16 protein-coding genes are annotated in these 17,685 nt (G+C 72.4%); 7 read left to right on the top strand and 9 right to left on the bottom strand.

The window, feature by feature from the left end; translation table 11 throughout:
* Positions 1 to 30 precede the first annotated feature (30 nt).
* From hutH to AC0682_RS13930, 6 genes are all read right to left on the bottom strand, one after another.
* Positions 31 to 1,581 (bottom strand): histidine ammonia-lyase, encoded by a 1,551-nt coding sequence (gene hutH, locus AC0682_RS13955; RefSeq protein WP_478532958.1) that lies wholly within the window; start codon positions 1,579 to 1,581, stop codon positions 31 to 33.
* Between the two features lie 140 nt (positions 1,582 to 1,721).
* The gene (locus AC0682_RS13950; RefSeq protein ID WP_478532956.1) at positions 1,722 to 2,978 is read right to left on the bottom strand and encodes a phospholipase D-like domain-containing protein; all 1,257 of its coding nucleotides are present in this window, start codon (positions 2,976 to 2,978) and stop codon (positions 1,722 to 1,724) included.
* A 133-nt stretch (positions 2,979 to 3,111) separates the two neighbouring features.
* On the bottom strand, positions 3,112 to 4,266 hold the full coding sequence (locus AC0682_RS13945) for a GGDEF domain-containing protein (RefSeq protein ID WP_478532954.1): 1,155 nt from the start codon (positions 4,264 to 4,266) through the stop codon (positions 3,112 to 3,114).
* 97 nt (positions 4,267 to 4,363) lie between these two features.
* The gene (locus tag AC0682_RS13940) at positions 4,364 to 5,176 is read right to left on the bottom strand and encodes an enoyl-CoA hydratase/isomerase family protein (RefSeq protein ID WP_478532952.1); all 813 of its coding nucleotides are present in this window, start codon (positions 5,174 to 5,176) and stop codon (positions 4,364 to 4,366) included.
* A 305-nt stretch (positions 5,177 to 5,481) separates the two neighbouring features.
* Positions 5,482 to 6,681 (bottom strand): adenylate/guanylate cyclase domain-containing protein, encoded by a 1,200-nt coding sequence (locus AC0682_RS13935; protein ID WP_254811825.1) that lies wholly within the window; start codon positions 6,679 to 6,681, stop codon positions 5,482 to 5,484.
* Positions 6,682 to 6,908: 227 nt separating this feature from the next.
* Entirely contained in the window at positions 6,909 to 7,781 is an 873-nt protein-coding gene (locus AC0682_RS13930; protein WP_478532951.1) for a biotin--[acetyl-CoA-carboxylase] ligase, read from the bottom strand.
* A gap of 208 nt (positions 7,782 to 7,989) precedes the next feature.
* Between AC0682_RS13930 and AC0682_RS13925 the strand changes: the two genes are divergently transcribed.
* From AC0682_RS13925 to AC0682_RS13910, 4 genes are all read left to right on the top strand, one after another.
* A complete protein-coding gene (locus AC0682_RS13925) occupies positions 7,990 to 9,570 on the top strand; it encodes an acyl-CoA carboxylase subunit beta (RefSeq protein ID WP_478532950.1) in 1,581 nt (526 codons plus the stop codon).
* A gap of 30 nt (positions 9,571 to 9,600) precedes the next feature.
* The gene (locus AC0682_RS13920; protein ID WP_254811828.1) at positions 9,601 to 9,807 is read left to right on the top strand and encodes an acyl-CoA carboxylase epsilon subunit; all 207 of its coding nucleotides are present in this window, start codon (positions 9,601 to 9,603) and stop codon (positions 9,805 to 9,807) included.
* Between the two features lie 76 nt (positions 9,808 to 9,883).
* Entirely contained in the window at positions 9,884 to 10,012 is a 129-nt protein-coding gene (mmpB, locus tag AC0682_RS13915; protein ID WP_302885869.1) for a morphogenic membrane protein MmpB, read from the top strand.
* A 139-nt stretch (positions 10,013 to 10,151) separates the two neighbouring features.
* Positions 10,152 to 10,763 (top strand): nucleoside triphosphate pyrophosphatase, encoded by a 612-nt coding sequence (locus AC0682_RS13910; protein WP_254811829.1) that lies wholly within the window; start codon positions 10,152 to 10,154, stop codon positions 10,761 to 10,763.
* A gap of 39 nt (positions 10,764 to 10,802) precedes the next feature.
* Here AC0682_RS13910 and AC0682_RS13905 read toward each other — a convergent pair whose 3' ends face one another.
* Positions 10,803 to 11,255 (bottom strand): hypothetical protein, encoded by a 453-nt coding sequence (locus AC0682_RS13905; protein ID WP_478532948.1) that lies wholly within the window; start codon positions 11,253 to 11,255, stop codon positions 10,803 to 10,805.
* Positions 11,256 to 11,630: 375 nt separating this feature from the next.
* Here AC0682_RS13905 and AC0682_RS13900 point away from each other — a divergent pair, with 375 nt between their 5' ends.
* Positions 11,631 to 13,385, top strand: a complete 1,755-nt coding sequence (locus tag AC0682_RS13900; protein WP_478532947.1) for an acetyl/propionyl/methylcrotonyl-CoA carboxylase subunit alpha — start codon at positions 11,631 to 11,633, stop codon at positions 13,383 to 13,385.
* 240 nt (positions 13,386 to 13,625) lie between these two features.
* Positions 13,626 to 14,168 (top strand): TetR/AcrR family transcriptional regulator, encoded by a 543-nt coding sequence (locus AC0682_RS13895; RefSeq protein WP_478532946.1) that lies wholly within the window; start codon positions 13,626 to 13,628, stop codon positions 14,166 to 14,168.
* Between the two features lie 77 nt (positions 14,169 to 14,245).
* On the opposite strand, the gene AC0682_RS13890 is transcribed toward AC0682_RS13895, so the two are convergent.
* Together AC0682_RS13890 and AC0682_RS13885 are read right to left on the bottom strand one after the other, a co-directional pair.
* Positions 14,246 to 15,217, bottom strand: a complete 972-nt coding sequence (locus AC0682_RS13890; protein WP_478532945.1) for a DeoR/GlpR family DNA-binding transcription regulator — start codon at positions 15,215 to 15,217, stop codon at positions 14,246 to 14,248.
* 298 nt (positions 15,218 to 15,515) lie between these two features.
* Positions 15,516 to 16,955: an NAD(P)H-quinone dehydrogenase gene (locus tag AC0682_RS13885; protein ID WP_478532944.1), complete on the bottom strand. Its 1,440-nt coding sequence runs from the start codon at positions 16,953 to 16,955 to the stop codon at positions 15,516 to 15,518.
* Positions 16,956 to 17,231: 276 nt separating this feature from the next.
* Between AC0682_RS13885 and AC0682_RS13880 the strand changes: the two genes are divergently transcribed.
* Positions 17,232 to 17,669 (top strand): gamma-glutamylcyclotransferase family protein, encoded by a 438-nt coding sequence (locus tag AC0682_RS13880; protein WP_478532943.1) that lies wholly within the window; start codon positions 17,232 to 17,234, stop codon positions 17,667 to 17,669.
* Positions 17,670 to 17,685: the final 16 nt, after the last annotated feature.

Genomic DNA, 17,685 nt, shown 5'->3' with positions numbered 1-17,685 from the left:
CGGAACCGGCGTCACGTGACGCGGCGCGACTCAGGCCAGCGGCCCCGTGACCGGCTCCACCGCGGCCACCAGGCGCCCTTCCCGCACGAACGCGTCCGCGGCGGCCAGGTCCGGCGCCAGGAAGCGGTCCGGGCCCGGCCCCTCGGCACCGGCGGCCCGCAGCGCTGCCACGGCGGCCTGCGAGGCGGGGGCGGGGACGAGTCCCTCGGCGGCGCGCAGTTCGACGGCGCGGGTGGCCGCGTACAGCTCGACGGCGACGATCCGGGTCAGGTTGTCCACGGCGGTACGGAGCTTGCGCGCGGCCGACCATCCCATGGAGACGTGGTCCTCCTGCATCGCGGAGGACGGGATGGAGTCGGCGGAGGCGGGGACCGCGAGCCGCTTCATCTCGCTGACCAGGGCGGCCTGGGTGTACTGGGCGATCATCAGGCCGGAGTCGACCCCGGCGTCGTCCGCGAGGAACGGCGGCAGCCCGTGCGAGCGGTTCTTGTCGAGCAGCCGGTCGGTGCGGCGTTCGCAGATCGAGCCGAGGTCGGCGGCGACGATCGCGAGGAAGTCCAGGACGTACGCGACGGGCGCCCCGTGGAAGTTGCCGTTGGACTCGACCCGGCCGTCGGGCAGGACCACCGGGTTGTCGACCGAGGAGGCCAGCTCGCGGCCCGCCACCACGGCCGCGTAGTCGAGGGTGTCGCGTCCGGCGCCGTTGACCTGGGGGGCGCAGCGCACCGAGTAGGCGTCCTGGACCCGGGGCGCGTCGTCCTGGTGATGGCCCGTCAAGCCCGAACCGGCCAGCACCCGCAGCATGTTGTCCGCGCTGGCGCCCTGACCGGGGTGCGGGCGGATGGCGTGCAGTTCGGGGGCGAGGACCTTCTCCGTGCCGAGCAGCGCCTCCAGGGAGAGGGCGGCGGTGATGTCGGCGGAGGTGTAGAGGTTCTTCAGGTCGGCGAGGGCCATGACCAGCATGCCGAGCATGCCGTCGGTGCCGTTGAGGAGGGCCAGGCCCTCCTTCTCGGCCAGCTCCACCGGCGCGATGCCGTGCGCGGCGAGCAGTTCACCGGCCGGGCGGACCGTGCCGTCGGGGCCCTCCGCCTCGCCCTCGCCCATGAGGGTGAGCGCGCAGTGCGAGAGGGGCGCGAGGTCGCCGGAGCAGCCGAGCGAGCCGTACTCGTGGACGACGGGCGTGATGCCCGCGTTGAGCACGTCCGCCATGGTCTGGGCGACCTCGGGGCGTACGCCGGTGTGACCGGAGGCGACCGTCTTGAGCCGGAGGAACATCAGCGCGCGGACGACCTCGCGCTCGACGCGGGGGCCCATGCCCGCCGCATGCGAGCGGACGATGTTGCGCTGGAGCTGGGCGCGCAGTTCGGTGCTGATGTGGCGGCTGGCGAGTGCACCGAAGCCGGTGGAGACGCCGTAGACGGGCTCGGGCTTGGCGGCGAGCGCGTCCACGATGAGGCGGGAGGCGGCGAGTGCGTCCACGGCGGCGGTGGAGAGCTCGACCCGGGCGCCGTGGCGGGCCACGGCGACGACGTCATCGGCGGTGGTTCCGGACGTCCCCACCACGACAGTGTGCATATCCATATTCAGCAGCGTACGGATTGAAACCCGCTATGTCACTAGTCGTCGCACAGAGGGCCCCTTACCTCCCCGCCCGCCGCCGGGACGCCGTTCGGTCCCGGCGGGTGCGGCGGGCGGGGCGGGTCGGGGCGCCTTCCGCCGCCTCAGCGACAGGCGGCCACGTTGTCCGCCGTGCCGGGCCGGGCAGCGGCGCGCACCTCGGCGAAGTTGCCCGCGAAGGCGTCGTACACGGACGGAGTGGTGATGCGGAGCATCGCCTCGTCGTTGTCGCGCAGGGCCGGGCCGCTCCAGTTGTGACTGCCGGTGAAGACCAGCTTCTGGCGGACGCCGGCGTACATACCGTCGATCATCAGGTTCTTGGAGTGGACGATCCGGTTCGGCGTATCGGGGTTCGCGTCATGGTCGTGCTGGTAGCAGCGGGTGGTGAGCCGGGTCTGGCCGTGGAGGGCGTTCCATGTGCCGGTGTCCGTCTCGCTGTAGACGATGTCGACGGTGCAGCCGGCCGCGGCCAGGGAGCGCAGCTTGTCCGCGACGGCCTGGCGGGTGATCTTCAGCATCGCGACCCGGACGGCGGTGCGGTGGGTGCCGTTCGCGTCGCTCCAGGTGCACCCGACGTTGTCCAGCGTGTTGACGACCGTGTCGGTGTCGGCGGTGCTGCCCGCCCGGGGGAAGAAGTACACCTTGTAGGCGCCCGCGTTCGCGTGGGTGTAGCTCCAGTCGCCGCGGTTCTGCTTGGCCAGCTTGGCGAAGTAGGCCGTGTACGCGGTGTACAGCTCGGCGTTGCCCGCCACGCCTACCGCGCTGTTCCAGTAGCGGGAGTAGTTCGACGGCGTGAGGTTGGACGTGGTCTGGAAAACCACCTGCCGGGCGGCCCCGCCTCCGAGGCTGCTGAAGAGCAGGAACTTGTTGTGGTTGATGCCCGTACCGGTGGAGCCGAGGCAGGACGTGCCGCTGCGGCACAGCGTGACGTACGAGGCGCGGCTGATGTCGGTGCCCAGAGCGGACTTGAGGACGTTGTACGCGGCGGGGTGGTCGAGCGACGTGCTGTTCAGCACGACGCGCACGTTGACGCCCCGGGCCGTGTGCGCCGCGGCGAGGTCGTCGGCGATGGCGGTGTCCCAGAAGTGGTACATCGCCATCTGGACGGTGGAACCCGCGTCGGCGGCGGCGATGAGCGCACGCACCCGGTCCTTGATGGAGTTCTGCTGGGCCGGGTCGGCCGACGTGGGGTCGTTGAAGAGCGGGCCCATGGGCGGCACGGGGACCGCGGCGGCCATGGCGGACCCGTCGGCCGGAGAGGCGACGGCGGACTGCTGGCCTCCCGCCGCCCCCAGGGCTCCGGCCGCTGTCAGCAGGGCCAGACCGGCGGCGAAGAGGCGTCGGCGTACTCCTGAGAACAAGGTTCCCCCCTGTGATGTCCGCGCACTGACGTGTGCCGGTGCGCACGTATGGAAAGCACAGGATTCTGCCAGCTCGTCAGGTGTCGTCCCGTACCGCATGCCGGGAGCTGCATGCGGTACGGAACGACAGAATTCAGGGGCGGTTGCCGCGCAGCCTGCGGCGGTCGTGGGCCGACTTCGGCGGGGAGTCCGCGAGCCGGACGACCTCGCCGTCCCGCCCCGCCACCACCGGCCGCAGCGAGCGGGCGGCCTTGGCGCGGTACTGCGCGGCGTCCGCCAGCCGGAACAGTCGGCGGGCCGAGCGCACCGGCCCGATCGGGTCGCCGGTCGACGCGACCCCGCAGGCCACCCCGTTGCCCAGCTCGATCACCGCCGCCCGGTCGCACAGCTCGGTGGCCACGCCCACCACCTCGTCCGCCGGGGGCCCGTCCGCCACCAGGCAGAACTCGTCCCCGCCGAGCCGGGCCGCCAGCGCGTCCGGCAGCATCGCGCCGCAGCGGGAGAGCACTGAGCCGAAACGTTCCAGCAGGCGGTCACCGACCGCGTGCCCATGGGTGTCGTTCACCGCCTTGAGGCCGTTGAGATCGCAGACGACGAGGCTGACCACAACCCCCGCCGTGCGGTGCGCCTCGATCGCCTCGTCGAGCCGGATATCGACGGCCCGGCGGTTGGCGAGGCCGGTCAGCGGGTCGGTGAAGGCCAGCTTGCGGACCTCCTCCAGGCGTTCGGTCTGGGCGATCCCGGAGGCCACGACGGCGGCGAGCACGGTCGCGAAGTCGGCGTCGTCCCGGTCGAAGACCGGCTTCCCGGCCTGCCGCGCCACATACAGCTCACCCCAGGCCCGCCCGTGCAGCACGATCGGGGCGACCACGCAGCAGCCCCGGCCGCGCCGGCGCAGCGCCGCCACCCGCTGGTGGCAGTACGGCCGCGCGCCGCGCGCCGGGCCGCCCGCGCCGGGCAGGCCGTCGGCGGTCTCCACCCAGGCGTCGGGCTCCCCGCCCCCGGCCCACCGCTCGTGCAGGAACTCGGTGATCTCCGGGAACTCGTGGACCGGGTAGGCCTCCTCCTCGGGGAACTCCTCCTCCCCCTCGGCCCGCTGCCCCGCGTTGACCAGGACCCGCAGCCTGCCCCGGTCCCGCTCCCACACGGAGAGGGCGGCGAAGCTGCCGCCCAGCGCCTCGCAGGCCCCCCGTGCGGCCGCCCGCCACGACTCGCGCGGCGTGTAGGCCGCGGCCATCGCCTGCGCCAGCGAAACCACGGCCCGCAGCCGGGCATCCTTTTCAACCATTCACCTAGTTTAGGTAGTTTTGTTCCTTTTTGATCAATTTGATGCGCAACTAATCTCCGGCGTCACGCGGCGGGCCGCCCGGGGCGTGCGGAAGCGGTCACTCACCCGGCCACCGCGGGCTCCGCTTCTCGTTGAAGGCGGCCACACCTTCCGCCCGGTCGCCGGAGAAGGCCACCGACCGCCAGGCCGCGTCCTCCACCTCCAGGCCCGCCCGCAGGTCCAGCCCGTGCCCCAGCCGCAGCGCCTTCTTGGCCGCCCGCAGCCCGACCGGCGAATTGGCGGCCATCCGGGCCCCCAGGGCGAGGGCCTCCTCCCGGTCCCGCCCCGCCGCCACCAGCTCGTCCACCAGCCCCAGCTCCCGCGCCTCGGCCGCCTCCACCCGCCGCGCGGTGAACACCAGCTCGGCGGCGCGGGCCGCCCCCACCCGACGCGGCAGCAACTGTGTACCGCCGCCGCCCGGGATGACGCCCACGGACACCTCGGGCAGCCCGACCACCGCGGTGGCGTCGGCCACGATCACATCGCAGGCGAGGGCGAGTTCGAAGCCGCCGCCGAGAGCGAAGCCGTGCACGGCGGCGATCGTGGGCATCGGCAGCTCCAGGACGCCGGTGTAGGCGGCCCGGGCGGTGGGCCGCTGACGCACCAGCTCGGCGTCGGTGAAGGAGTTCCGCTCCTTGAGGTCGGCGCCCACGCAGAAGGCCCGCTCATGGCTGGAGGTGAGCACGGTGACCCGCGCGTCCCGGTCCGCGCCGAGCGCCTCGCAGGCGGCGGCGAGGGAGCGAGCCATGTCGGTGGAGACGGCGTTCATGGCCTTCGGCCGGTCGAGCACCAGCTCGGCCACATGCTCCCGGCCCTCGTGACGCCGTACGACGACGAACTCCCCGAACCGCTGCTCGGACGTGACGGTCATGACTGCACCCCTGTCGGTCGACTGCCGGTGGACGTCACCCGCGCGCACCGGGAAGTCCGGTCGGCGCCGGTTAACGAGCGTTACCGACACGGATCCTAGACAGGGCCCACGGGAAACCGACAGGGACTGCCGGGTACGGAGACGTGGGAGATCCCGTGCGGGGGCGCAAGGAATCCGGGTCCCGGGACGGAGAGGACCCGGCGCGGAGACGCGAGGAATCCGGGTGCGGGATCGCAGAAGGCCGGGTGCGGGGGCGCGAGGAATCCGGGTGCCGAGACGGAGAAGGTGGAGCAGGGCTGACGGACTCAGGACCCCGTCTTCCCCCGTCGGGCCAGCAGCCACGGCTCCACGACCCCGAGCCCGCGGACCGGCCGCTGCCACATCGGCTGGAGACCGAAGCGGTACGTGGGCAGCGGCGGCTCCTCCACCACCTCGCGGCCTTCCTTCTCGGCCAGCCGGGCCCGCTCGGCGGCGGCCGCGGCCTCCTCGGCGGCCTGGGCCTCCGACTCGGGGGCCTCCCCGTGGCGGACCAGCTCCTTGGCGAACGCCCCGTCGACCAGGACGGCGTCCTTCGGAGCTATGGAGGTGAGCCGGCTGGCCAGGTTCACCGTGGTGCCGAAGACATCGCCCATCCGCGTGGTGACCGTGCCGAAGGCGATGCCGACGCGCAGGGCGGGCATCGTCTCGTCCTGGGACATCGCCTCGATCAGCCGGAGCGCTATCTCGGCGGCGGTGCCCGCGTCGTCGGCGGCGAAGAGGACCTCGTCACCGAGGGTCTTGATCAGCCGGCCGCCGTGCGCGGCGACCAGGTCGGCGGCGGTGGTCTCGAAGGACTCGACCAGCTCGCCCAGCTCCTCCTCCTCCAGCCGCCGGGTCAGCCGGGTGAAACCGACGAGGTCCGCGAAGCCGACGGCCAGGCGCCGGTCGACCATCTCGTCGTCGTCCGCCGCCTGCACGACCCGCCCGGTCGCGGCGGCCAGCTGGCGCCGCCACACGTAGACGAGGAACTCCTGGAGCTCCGGCAGCAACAGCTCGACCAGCGGATACGTGACTTCCGTACGGGTCATTCCCGGCTCGGGCGGCTCGGTGAGCCCCTCCAGGAACGAGTCGATCTGCCACTCGGCCAGCCGGGCGGTGGTCTGCCCGGTCGAACGGGCGACCTGGATCGCCATCGGCTCACTCAGCAGCCCGGCCTCCACCAGACCGGCCAGTCGGCGCAGCGCCAGCACGTCGGCCTCGGTGAGCGCCTTGGCCTGGCCGATGTCCGCGAAGCCCATGGCCCGCCAGAAGCGGGAGGCCAGGTCCATGGAGACCCCGGCGGTGCGGGCGGCCTGGAAGGGGGTGTAGCGGCGGTCCGCCCCGAGGATCAGGGCTTCGAGGCGGATCGCGAGAGGGTCGTCGGTCGGTTCGGCCGTGTGGTCGACCTCGTGATGCGGGGTGGCATGGACCGAGGAGTCCGGCGGGGGCTCCTCACCCGCGCCGGACGTGGTGTCGCCGACGGTCACCAGCCGCCTCCTGCCCGTTCCCTGCGCACTGCCTGCCGATCTGTCGTCGATCTGTCGCCGATCGCCTCGACAACGATCTGTCGCCGGATCGCCTCAACAATACGGCAGATGTGCCCTAGCTCACGTCCCAGGTTGCCCGATACGGGTGCGTCGCGCGTGACATCTGCCGGATAGGCGCTATGCGCCCCTTCTCCGGACCGCACGCGCCGATGACCGGACAAGGGCCCTCATGTCAGGCCGCCCTCCGTGCCCCGCAGATGCACGATGTCGCCCGCCGAGACCGGCTGCTGGAGTCCGTCCCCGGTGGAGAGCACCAGCCGCCCGTCGCCGTCGATGGCGACGGCATCCCCGACCAGGAAGTCCCCGCCCGGCAGCTCGGCCCGCACGGCCCGGTCCAGCGTCGCGCACCCGGCCGCGTACGCCGCCTGGAGCCCGCTGGCCGCCGCGTCGCCGTCGGCCGCCCTCCACTCCCCGTACCAGTGCTCCAGCGACCGCAGCACGGCCCGCAGCAGCGTCTCCCGGTCGGTGGAGACGGCCCCGGCGAGGGCCAGCGAACCGGCGGTGGGGGCGGGCAGTTCGTCCGCGCGGAGCGAGACGTTGACGCCGAGGCCGACGACGATGCCGTTCCCGGCGAACTCCCCGAGGATGCCGCCCGCCTTGCGCTCGACGCTCTCCACGTTCACCAGAAGGTCGTTGGGCCACTTGAGTGCCGTGTCGACGCCCGCCGCCTTGGCGAGGCCGGTGGCGGCGGCCACCCCGGCGAGCAGCGGCACCCACCCCCACCGCTCCACGGGCACGGCGTCGCCGGGCTCCAGGTAGACCGAGAAGAACAGCCCGGAGCGGGGCGGCGCGGTCCAGCTCCGCTCCAGTCGGCCGCGCCCGGCGGTCTGCTCCTCGGCGACCAGGACCGCGCCCTCGGGCAGACCGCCGGAGCGGGCGCGCTCCGCGAGGTCGGAGTTGGTCGAGCCGGTGGTCTCCACGACCTCCAGCTCGCTCCAGAGGCCGTCCGGCCGCAGCAGCCCGCGGCGCAGGGCGGTCACGTTCAGGGGCGGCCGGTCCAGGTCCGACCAGCGGTTGTGTGGCGCATCCGGTGGTGTCATGCAAGCCACCCTAGGTGTGGCAAAGGACGCACTGCCTTTCCGGAGAGGCGCCGATACCCTACGAGTCAGTAGCCGGAGAGTTACGTATCAGAGTTGCGCGACCACAGGTTACGAGCCAGTAGCCACAGAGCCGGACAGGCGACCGGTCCGTCCCCCCGTGACCGCCACCGATCGCCGTCCCCGTGATCAGGCAGGGAGCCGCCCCCCGATGTCCGAGCCGCAGAGCGACATCCACACCACCGCGGGCAAGCTCGCGGACCTGAGGCGCCGCATTGACGAAGCGACGCACGCGGGTTCGGCCCGCGCGGTCGAGAAGCAGCACGGCAAAGGCAAGCTGACCGCCCGTGAGCGGGTCGAGCTGCTGCTCGACGAGGGCTCCTTCGTGGAGCTCGACGAGTTCGCCCGGCACCGCTCCACCAACTTCGGCATCGAGAAGAACCGCCCGTACGGCGACGGTGTCGTCACCGGGTACGGCACGGTCGACGGCCGCCCGGTCTGCGTGTACTCGCAGGACTTCACCATCTTCGGCGGGTCGCTGGGCGAGGTCTACGGCGAGAAGATCGTCAAGGTCATGGACTTCGCGCTGAAGACCGGCTGCCCCATCATCGGCATCAACGACGGCGGCGGCGCGCGCATCCAGGAGGGTGTCGTCGCGCTCGGCCTCTTCGCGGAGATCTTCCGCCGCAATGTGCACGCCTCCGGGGTGATCCCGCAGATCTCGCTGATCGTCGGCCCGTGCGCGGGCGGTGCGGTCTACTCCCCCGCGATCACCGACTTCACGGTGATGGTCGACCAGACCTCGCACATGTTCATCACCGGCCCCGACGTCATCAAGACGGTCACCGGTGAGGACGTCGGCTTCGAGGAGCTGGGCGGAGCCCGCACGCACAACACCACCTCCGGGGTGGCGCACCACATGGCGGGCGACGAGAAGGACGCCATCGAGTACGTCAAGTCCCTGCTCTCCTACCTCCCTTCGAACAACCTCTCCGAGGCGCCGGCCTTCCCGGAGGAGGCGGACCTCACGATCACCGACGAGGACCGGGAGCTGGACACGCTCATCCCGGACTCCGCGAACCAGCCGTACGACATGCACACCGCGATCGAGCACGTGCTGGACGACGCCGAGTTCCTGGAGACCCAGGCGCTGTTCGCGCCGAACATCATCACCGGCTTCGGGCGCGTCGAGGGCCACCCCGTCGGGATCGTCGCCAACCAGCCGATGCAGTTCGCCGGTTGCCTGGACATCAACGCCAGCGAGAAGGCGGCCCGCTTCGTCCGCACCTGCGACGCGTTCAACGTCCCCGTCATCACCTTCGTGGACGTGCCGGGCTTCCTGCCGGGCGTGGACCAGGAGTACGGCGGCATCATCCGGCGCGGCGCCAAGCTGATCTACGCCTACGCGGAGGCCACGGTCCCGCTGATCACCGTGATCACCCGCAAGGCGTTCGGCGGGGCGTACGACGTGATGGGCTCCAAGCACCTGGGCGCCGACCTCAACCTCGCCTGGCCGACCGCGCAGGTCGCCGTCATGGGCGCCCAGGGCGCGGTGAACATCCTGCACCGCCGCACCATCGCGGCCGCCGAGGACCCGGACGCGAAGCGCGCCGAGCTGATGGCGGACTACGAGGACACGCTGCTCAACCCGTACGTGGCGGCCGAGCGCGGCTACGTCGACGCCGTGGTCATGCCGTCGGAGACCCGGGCCCACATCGTGAAGGGGCTGCGTCAGCTCCGTACGAAGCGGGAGTCCCTGCCCCCGAAGAAGCACGGCAACATCCCGCTGTAGCCGCCCGCCCTCCCACAGAGAGGTCTGCCCATGATCAGGGTCGTACGGGGCAACCCGACCCCCGAGGAACTGGCCGCCGCCCTCGCGGTGGTCCAGGCCCGCGCCGCGGCGGGCGCCGCCGTGTCGTCCGGTGCGCCGAACCCGCCCGAGCAGTGGTCCGACCCGGGCCGCATCGCCCGCACCGGCCGCCTCCGGCCGGGCCCCCGGGCCTGGGCCCGGACGTACTGGCCGGCCTGAACCGGACGGTGGGCGCCGGTGCTCTTGAGTACCCGTACTCAGGCGTGTCGGCGCCCCACGCAGCAGGATCGGAACCATGCTGTGGTCCGACCCCGAGAACAAGCCGCCGAAGGATCTGCGCGACGCCCAGGACATGATGCGCCGCGCGGGCTTCGTGCTCGCGCTGGCGATGCTGGTGGCGATGTTCGTGCTCGGCTCCCGTTGAGACCGGCGGGGAAGGGCTCCCGCCGAGACCGCCGAGACCGCCGGGCGGATCGGGGGTACGGGACAGGGGCGAGGGCAGGGGCAGGGGCGCGGCCCCCTGGGCACCGGACCCCGACGACGGGCGCCGGACCTCTTCTACGATGGCCGGTATGACTGATCAGCGCCGCCTCGTGCTCGCCTCCGCCTCCCCCGCCCGCCTCGGCCTGCTCCGCCAGGCGGGTTTCGCCCCGGAGGTGATCGTCAGCGGGGTCGACGAGGACGCCCTGAGCGCCCCGACCCCCGGTGAACTGGCCCTGGTCCTCGCCCGGGCCAAGGCGGCGGCCGTCGCGGAGCGGCCGGAGGCGACCGGGGCCCTGGTCATCGGCTGCGACTCGGTCCTGGAGCTGGACGGCGAGGCGCTGGGCAAGCCGGCCGACGCCGAGGAGGCCACCGCCCGCTGGAAGGCGATGCGCGGCCGGTCCGGCATCCTGCGGACGGGCCACAGCGTGATCGACACCGCCTCGGGGCGTACGGCCTCGGCGACGGCGTCCACCGTCGTACGGTTCGGGGAGCCGAGCGACACGGAGGTCGCCGCGTACGTGGCGTCCGGCGAACCGCTGCACGTGGCGGGGGCGTTCACGCTGGACGGCCGCTCGGCGCCGTTCGTCGACTCCATCGAGGGCGACCACGGGAACGTGATCGGCCTCTCGCTGCCGCTGCTGCGCCGCCTGCTGGGCGAACTGGGCATCTCGGTAACGGAGTTGTGGGCCTGAGAACGCCCCTGCACGCAGGTTCCCGCCGGCCCCGGCGGCTCAGGCGGCGGCCGGGGCGGCCGGGGCGGCCTTCCCGTCACCCGTACGGTCATCGCCGCCGGGATCGGGGCCGTACGCCAGAAGAGTGAGGACGAGCAGGGCCAGCACCACCATCATGAAGGCGAAGGCGCCCCACCCCGCCAGCCCCACGGTCACCGCGCCGAGCACCCCGTGGACCACCGCGCAGCCGATCAGCGCGATCCGCCCGAACCGCCCCGGCGCCCGGTCCCGGACCCCGGCCAGCAGCGGGATCAGCCCGCACCCGACGAGCAGCAGTGCCGAGGCCCCGCCCAGCGCCCAGGTCCCGGTGGTCATGGCCTTCGGGTCCATCCCCGCCAGGGACATGTTCTGGTTCTCGGTGACCGTGGCGAGGACGGCGTTGACGGCGAAGATGCCCACGGCCTCCCCGAACAGGACGAACGCGGTCACGATCGCCACCGCTCTGCTCAGCACGGCGCCTCCCCTGATTGCCTGCCCTGCCACCAGCCCTGTTACCTGCGGTATGCGCGTGTCGGGGACCTTACTCACCGGTATCCCCTCGGACAAGGGGTCGGACCGGGCCGTACGCCGGGCAAAGAATCCCTCGGGCGTTCGTAGGGACCCCACAAAGAAACGCCGTAAGGCGTTGACCCCACAGACAGAGACCTGCACCACACCGGGTGGCTACTGTGCGGTGGTACAACCCGGCGTACCGTGGTGCCACAAGGGATTTCACTGCTGGGCCAAGCCTCGGATCACACTCCGTGTGGGCAAGCTCACCATTGGGGACGGGTCGTAGCGCCGTGTCGGTAGTCCCTAAACTCAGCTTGTTTCCAGGAGGGAGTCATCGTGCGCAAGGTGCTCATCGCCAACCGTGGCGAAATCGCTGTCCGCGTTGCTCGGGCGTGCCGGGATGCGGGGATCGCGAGCGTGGCGGTCTACGCCGATCCGGACCGGGACGCGTTGCACGTCCGGGCCGCCGACGAGGCGTTCGCATTGGGCGGTGACACCCCGGCCGCCAGCTATCTGGACATGGCCAAGGTGCTCCAGGCCGCCGCGGACTCCGGCGCGGACGCCATCCACCCCGGGTACGGGTTCCTGTCGGAGAACGCCGAGTTCGCCCAGGCCGTGCTGGATGCCGGGCTGACGTGGATCGGCCCGCCGCCGCAGGCCATCCGGGACCTGGGTGACAAGGTCGCCGCCCGCCATATCGCGCAGCGCGCCGGTGCCCCGCTGGTGGCCGGCACCCCGGACCCCGTCTCGGGTTCGGCGGAGGTCGTGGCGTTCGCCGAGGAGCACGGGCTGCCCATCGCGATCAAGGCCGCCTTCGGCGGTGGCGGGCGCGGGCTGAAGGTGGCCCGCACGCTGGAGGAGATCCCCGAGCTGTACGACTCCGCCGTGCGCGAGGCCGTGGCCGCGTTCGGGCGGGGCGAGTGCTTCGTGGAGCGGTACCTGGACAAGCCCCGCCATGTGGAGACGCAGTGCCTGGCCGACACCCACGGCAACGTGGTCGTCGTCTCGACCCGTGACTGCTCGCTCCAGCGCCGCCACCAGAAGCTGGTCGAGGAGGCTCCGGCCCCCTTCCTGTCCCCGGCGCAGAACGAGGAGCTGTACGCGGCGTCCAAGGCGATCCTGAAGGAGGCCGGGTACGTCGGCGCCGGCACGGTGGAGTTCCTGGTCGGCCTGGACGGCACGATCTCCTTCCTGGAGGTCAACACCCGTCTCCAGGTCGAGCACCCCGTCACCGAAGAGGTCACCGGCATCGACCTCGTACGCGAGATGTTCCGCATCGCCGACGGCGAGGAGCTGGGCTACGGCGACCCGGCCGTGCGCGGGCACTCCTTCGAGTTCCGGATCAACGGTGAGGACCCGGGCCGCAACTTCCTGCCCGCCCCCGGCACCGTGACGACGTTCGCGCCGCCGACGGGCCCCGGGGTCCGCCTGGACGCGGGCGTCGAGTCCGGCTCCGTGATCGGCCCCGCCTGGGACTCCCTCCTGGCCAAGCTGATCGTCACCGGCGCCACCCGGCAGCAGGCGCTCCAGCGGGCCGCGCGTGCGCTGGCGGAGTTCCAGGTGGAGGGCATGGCCACCGCCATCCCCTTCCACCGGGCCGTCGTCACCGACCCGGCCTTCACCGCGGACCCGTTCACCGTCCACACCCGGTGGATCGAGACGGAGTTCGTCAACGAGATCAAGCCGTTCGCGGCGCCCGCCGGTGCGGACGAGGAGGACGAGGCCGGTCGCGAGACCGTCGTCGTCGAGGTCGGCGGCAAGCGCCTGGAGGTCTCGCTGCCCTCCTCGCTGGGCATGTCCCTGGCCCGTACGGGCCTCGCGGCCGGTGCCAAGCCGAAGCGCCGCGCGGCGAAGAAGGCCGGTTCCGCGGCCTCCGGCGACTCCCTCGCCTCCCCGATGCAGGGCACGATCGTCAAGGTCGCCGTCGAGGAGGGCCAGGAGGTCAAGGAGGGCGACCTCGTCGTCGTCCTGGAGGCCATGAAGATGGAGCAGCCGCTGAACGCTCACCGCTCCGGCACGATCAAGGGGCTCACCGCCGAGGTGGGTGGTTCCGTCTCCTCCGGCGCCCTGATCTGCGAGATCAAGGACTGACGGCTCGGAAGTCCGTACGGGAACCGTACAGAGGGGCCCGCCCGGCGTCGCCAGGACGCGGGGCGGGCCCTTCCGCGTGTCCCCGCACCCGTCCCGCGTACACGTTCCGGACCGTTCCTCACCCCTGCGCGGTCGGTGGCATCCTGGACCCACGAGAGGTGCTCGGACGGAGGGAGGGCGGGAGCCATGGGAGGGCCGATCTCGACTCAGACGGGCGCGGCACGGGCGCCGGAGCGGCCGATGCGCGCGGACGCCCGCCGCAACCACGCGCGGCTGCTCGGCGTGGCCCGTACGTCCTTCGCCGAGCACGGCACCGACGCGTCCCTGGAGGACATCGCCCGCCGGGCGGGCGTGGGCATCGGCACCCTCTACCGCCACTTCCCCAACCGCCACGCCCTGATGAACGCGGTCTTCCAGGACGCCCTGTGCTCCCTCCTGGACCGTTCCCGGGAACTGGCGGGCGCGGAGGCCCCGTGCGGGGCGCTGGTGGAGTGGCTGGGCGCGATCGTCACCCACGCGGGTGAGTACCGCGGCCTGGCCCGCGCGCTCATGTCGGCCTCGCAGGACGAGAGTTCGGCTCTCGCCCAGTGCCATCTGCCGTTGCGCGAGGCGGGGGCGGGGCTGCTGCTGCGGGCGCAGGAGAGCGGGGCGGTGCGGGCGGACGTCTCGATCGACGACCTGCTCCAACTGACGAACGCGATCGCCCTGGCCGCCGAACAGTCCCCTCACGATCCGGAGTTGGCGGGCCGGTTGCTGCGGTTGACGTTGCGGGGGTTGAAGTAGGGGGCGGGGCTCCGCTCCCGGCCCCGTTGATCGGACGGGGAGCGGGGCCCGGTGGGCAGCACCCCCCCGACCCGGGCCTACCTCCGCCGCAGGTCCGCCACCCGGGCCCGTTCGCCCGTCGACGGCGGTTGGTCGGAGGAGAGGGCGGACGCGCTCCGCAGCTGCGGCCCGAGGCCCCCGGCCCGGCCGGTCGTCCGGCGCTGGCCCGGCAGTGGCATGTCGCGGCGGGGGCGGCGCTCCCCGGACGGGCCGACGGACGTGTCCGCGTCGGGGCCCGCCACCGTGACCTCCACGCCCTGGTCCGCCAGGGCCTGGAGTTCGGCGGCGGCGCGCTCGTCGTGGAGCGGGGGTTCGTCCGTGACGAGGCGGGTGATCAGCTCCGTGGGCACCGTCTGGAACATGGTGTCGGCGCCGAGCTTCGTGTGGTCGGCCAGGACGACCACCTCCGCGGCGGCCTGCACCAGGGCCCGGTCGACGCTGGCCGAGAGCATGTTGGAGGTGGAGAGACCGCGCTCCGCCGTGAGACCGCTCCCGGAGAGGAAGGCCCGGGATACCCGCAGCCCCTGGAGGGACTGCTCGGCCCCGCTGCCCACCAGCGCGTAGTTGCTCCCGCGCAGGGTCCCGCCGGTCATGACGACCTCCACCCGGTTGGCATGGGCCAGGGCCTGGGCGACCAGCAGCGAGTTGGTGACCACGGTCAGCCCGGGGACCCGGGCCAGCCGGCGGGCCAGCTCCTGCGTGGTCGTACCGGCGCCGACCACGATGGCCTCGCCCTCACCGACCAGAGAGGCGGCCAGGTCGGCGATGGCCGTCTTCTCCGCGGTGGAGAGATGGGATTTCTGCGGAAAGCCGGACTCCCGCGTGAATCCGCCCGGCAAGACCGCACCGCCGTGCCGGCGGTCGAGGAGTCCTTCTGCCTCCAGTGCCCGCACGTCCCGCCGTACGGTCACTTCGGAGGTCTGGACGACGCGGGCGAGCTCACGGAGCGATACCGCCCCGTTGGCGCGCACCATTTCGAGGATCAACTGACGACGTTCTGCAGCGAACACGAAACTGACAGTAACCTGGCCGTCGTTGAGTTTTCAGCAGTTTGCGCCGAATAACGGAAGTTGTTCATGCGGCGGTCACGGAAGTGGTATAGGGGCCTCCGTAGTTGTCCGGGGGCGATCGCGGAGCGGCCGTCGTACCCGCCCGGACTGCCGGGAGTTGCCGGGCGTTGCCGCGATTGCCCGGCCACCTCATGGGCTCCGCAGAGCCGCCACAAGGCCTCCGCGCCGGCCCGGTCGGCCCGCGCGAAGGCCCGTACAAAGGCCCCTACGAAGGCCTGTACGCGGTCTTGACCCGGCGTCAGCCCTCGTCCGTCAGCTTCCGGGTGTGCAGCTGCCGGGCCACTTCTGCGATCGATCCGGACAGCGACGGGTAGACGGTGAACGCGTTTGCGATCTGTTCCACGGTCAGGTTGTTGTCGACCGCGAGCGAGATCGGATGGATCAGCTCGCTGGCGCGCGGCGCTACGACACAGCCGCCGACCACGATCCCCGTGCCGGGACGGCAGAAGATCTTGACGAAGCCGTCGCGGATGCCCTGCATCTTGGCGCGCGGGTTGCGCAGCAGCGGCAGCTTGACCACCCGGGCGTCGATCCGGCCCGCGTCCACGTCGGCCTGGCTGTAGCCGACGGTGGCGATCTCCGGGTCGGTGAAGACGTTGGCGGAGACGGTCTTGAGGTTGAGCGGGGTCACCGCGTCACCGAGGAAGTGGTACATCGCGATCCGGCCCTGCATCGCGGCGACGGAGGCCAGCGCGAAGACCCCGGTGACGTCACCGGCCGCGTAGACGCCGGGGGCGCTGGTGCGCGAGACCCGGTCGGTCTGGATGTGGCCGGACTCCTTCAGCCGTACCCCGGCCTCCTCCAGGCCCATCCCCGCCGTGTTGGGGATCGCGCCGACCGCCATCAGGCAGTGCGATCCGGTGATGACCCGGCCGTCGGCGAGGGTCACCTCGACCCGGTCGCCGACGCGCTTGGCCGACTGGGCGCGGGAGCGGGCCATCACGTTCATGCCGCGGCGCCGGAAGACCTCCTCCAGCACGGCGGCGGCGTCCGGGTCCTCGCCCGGCAGCACCCGGTCGCGGGAGGAGACGAGGGTGACGCGGGAGCCGAGCGCCTGGTAGGCCCCGGCGAACTCGGCGCCGGTGACACCGGAGCCGACCACGATCAGCTCCTCGGGCAGCTCGTCGAGGTCGTAGACCTGGGTCCAGTTCAGGATGCGCTCGCCGTCGGGCTGCGCGTCCGGGATCTCGCGCGGGTGGCCGCCGGTCGCTATCAGGACCGCGTCGGCGGTGAGCCGTTCCTCGGTGCCGTCGGCGGCGGTGACGACGACCTCACGGGAGCCGTCGGCCGCCTGGAGCCCGTCGAGCCGGCCCCGGCCGCGCATCACCCGGGCGCCGGCCCGGGTGACGGAGGCGGTGATGTCGTGGGACTGGGCGAGCGCCAGGCGCTTGACCCGCCGGTTGACCTTGCCGAGGTCGACCCCGACCACCCTCGCCGCCTGTTCTCTGTGCGGGGTGTCGTCCGCGACGATGATTCCCAGCTCCTCGTAGGAGGAGTCGAAGGTGGTCATCACCTCGGCCGTGGCGATCAGGGTCTTCGAGGGCACGCAGTCGGTGAGTACCGAGGCTCCGCCGAGGCCGTCGCAGTCGACGACGGTCACCTCCGCGCCGAGCTGGGCGCCCACCAGAGCCGCCTCGTAGCCGCCGGGGCCGCCGCCGATGATCACGATCCGGGTCACGAAAAGTCCGCCTCGCGTGGGTGTCAACCCCACGGCCGCCTGCCGCCCCGGCCGGGGGTCCGGGGGATCGCCCCGGAGGAATGCAGTACGTACTTCATTGTCCCGCACGCGCCAAACAGATTCGCCCCGGGGCCCTCCATACGGGAGCCGGGGCCCCGCCCGTACGGAATCGGCCCCGCCCGAACGGCCCTCCGAGCCTCCGTCGGCCCGCCCTCGACCGGGGGCTTCGTCACAGGAACCGGCACTCCCGCGCCCCCCTCCCGTACCCTCGGTCCCATGTCGCTCTACGCCGCGTACGCCGGCAACCTCGACGCGCGGCTCATGACCCGCCGCGCCCCGCATTCCCCGATGCGCAGCACCGGCTGGCTCAACGGCTGGCGGCTGACCTTCGGCGGGGAGCAGATGGGCTGGGAGGGGGCGCTGGCCACCGTCGTGGAGGCACCGCGCTCCCAGGTCTTCGTCGCGCTGTACGACCTGGCGCCGATGGACGAGGACTCCATGGACCGCTGGGAGGGCGTCGGGCTCGACATCTACCGGCGCATGCGCGTGCGCGTGCACACCCTGGAGGGCGAGGAGCCGGCCTGGATGTACGTGCTGAACGGGTACGAGGGCGGCCTGCCCTCCGCCCGCTACCTGGGCGAGATCGCGGACGCGGCCGAGTCCGCGGGCGCCCCCCACGACTATGTGATGAACCTGCGCAAGCGCCCCTGCTGACCGGGACCGCCGGACG

The sequence above is a fragment of the Streptomyces sp. NPDC043746 genome, assembly GCF_056436485.1.
This window is presented reverse-complemented; position numbering and strand designations above follow the sequence as displayed.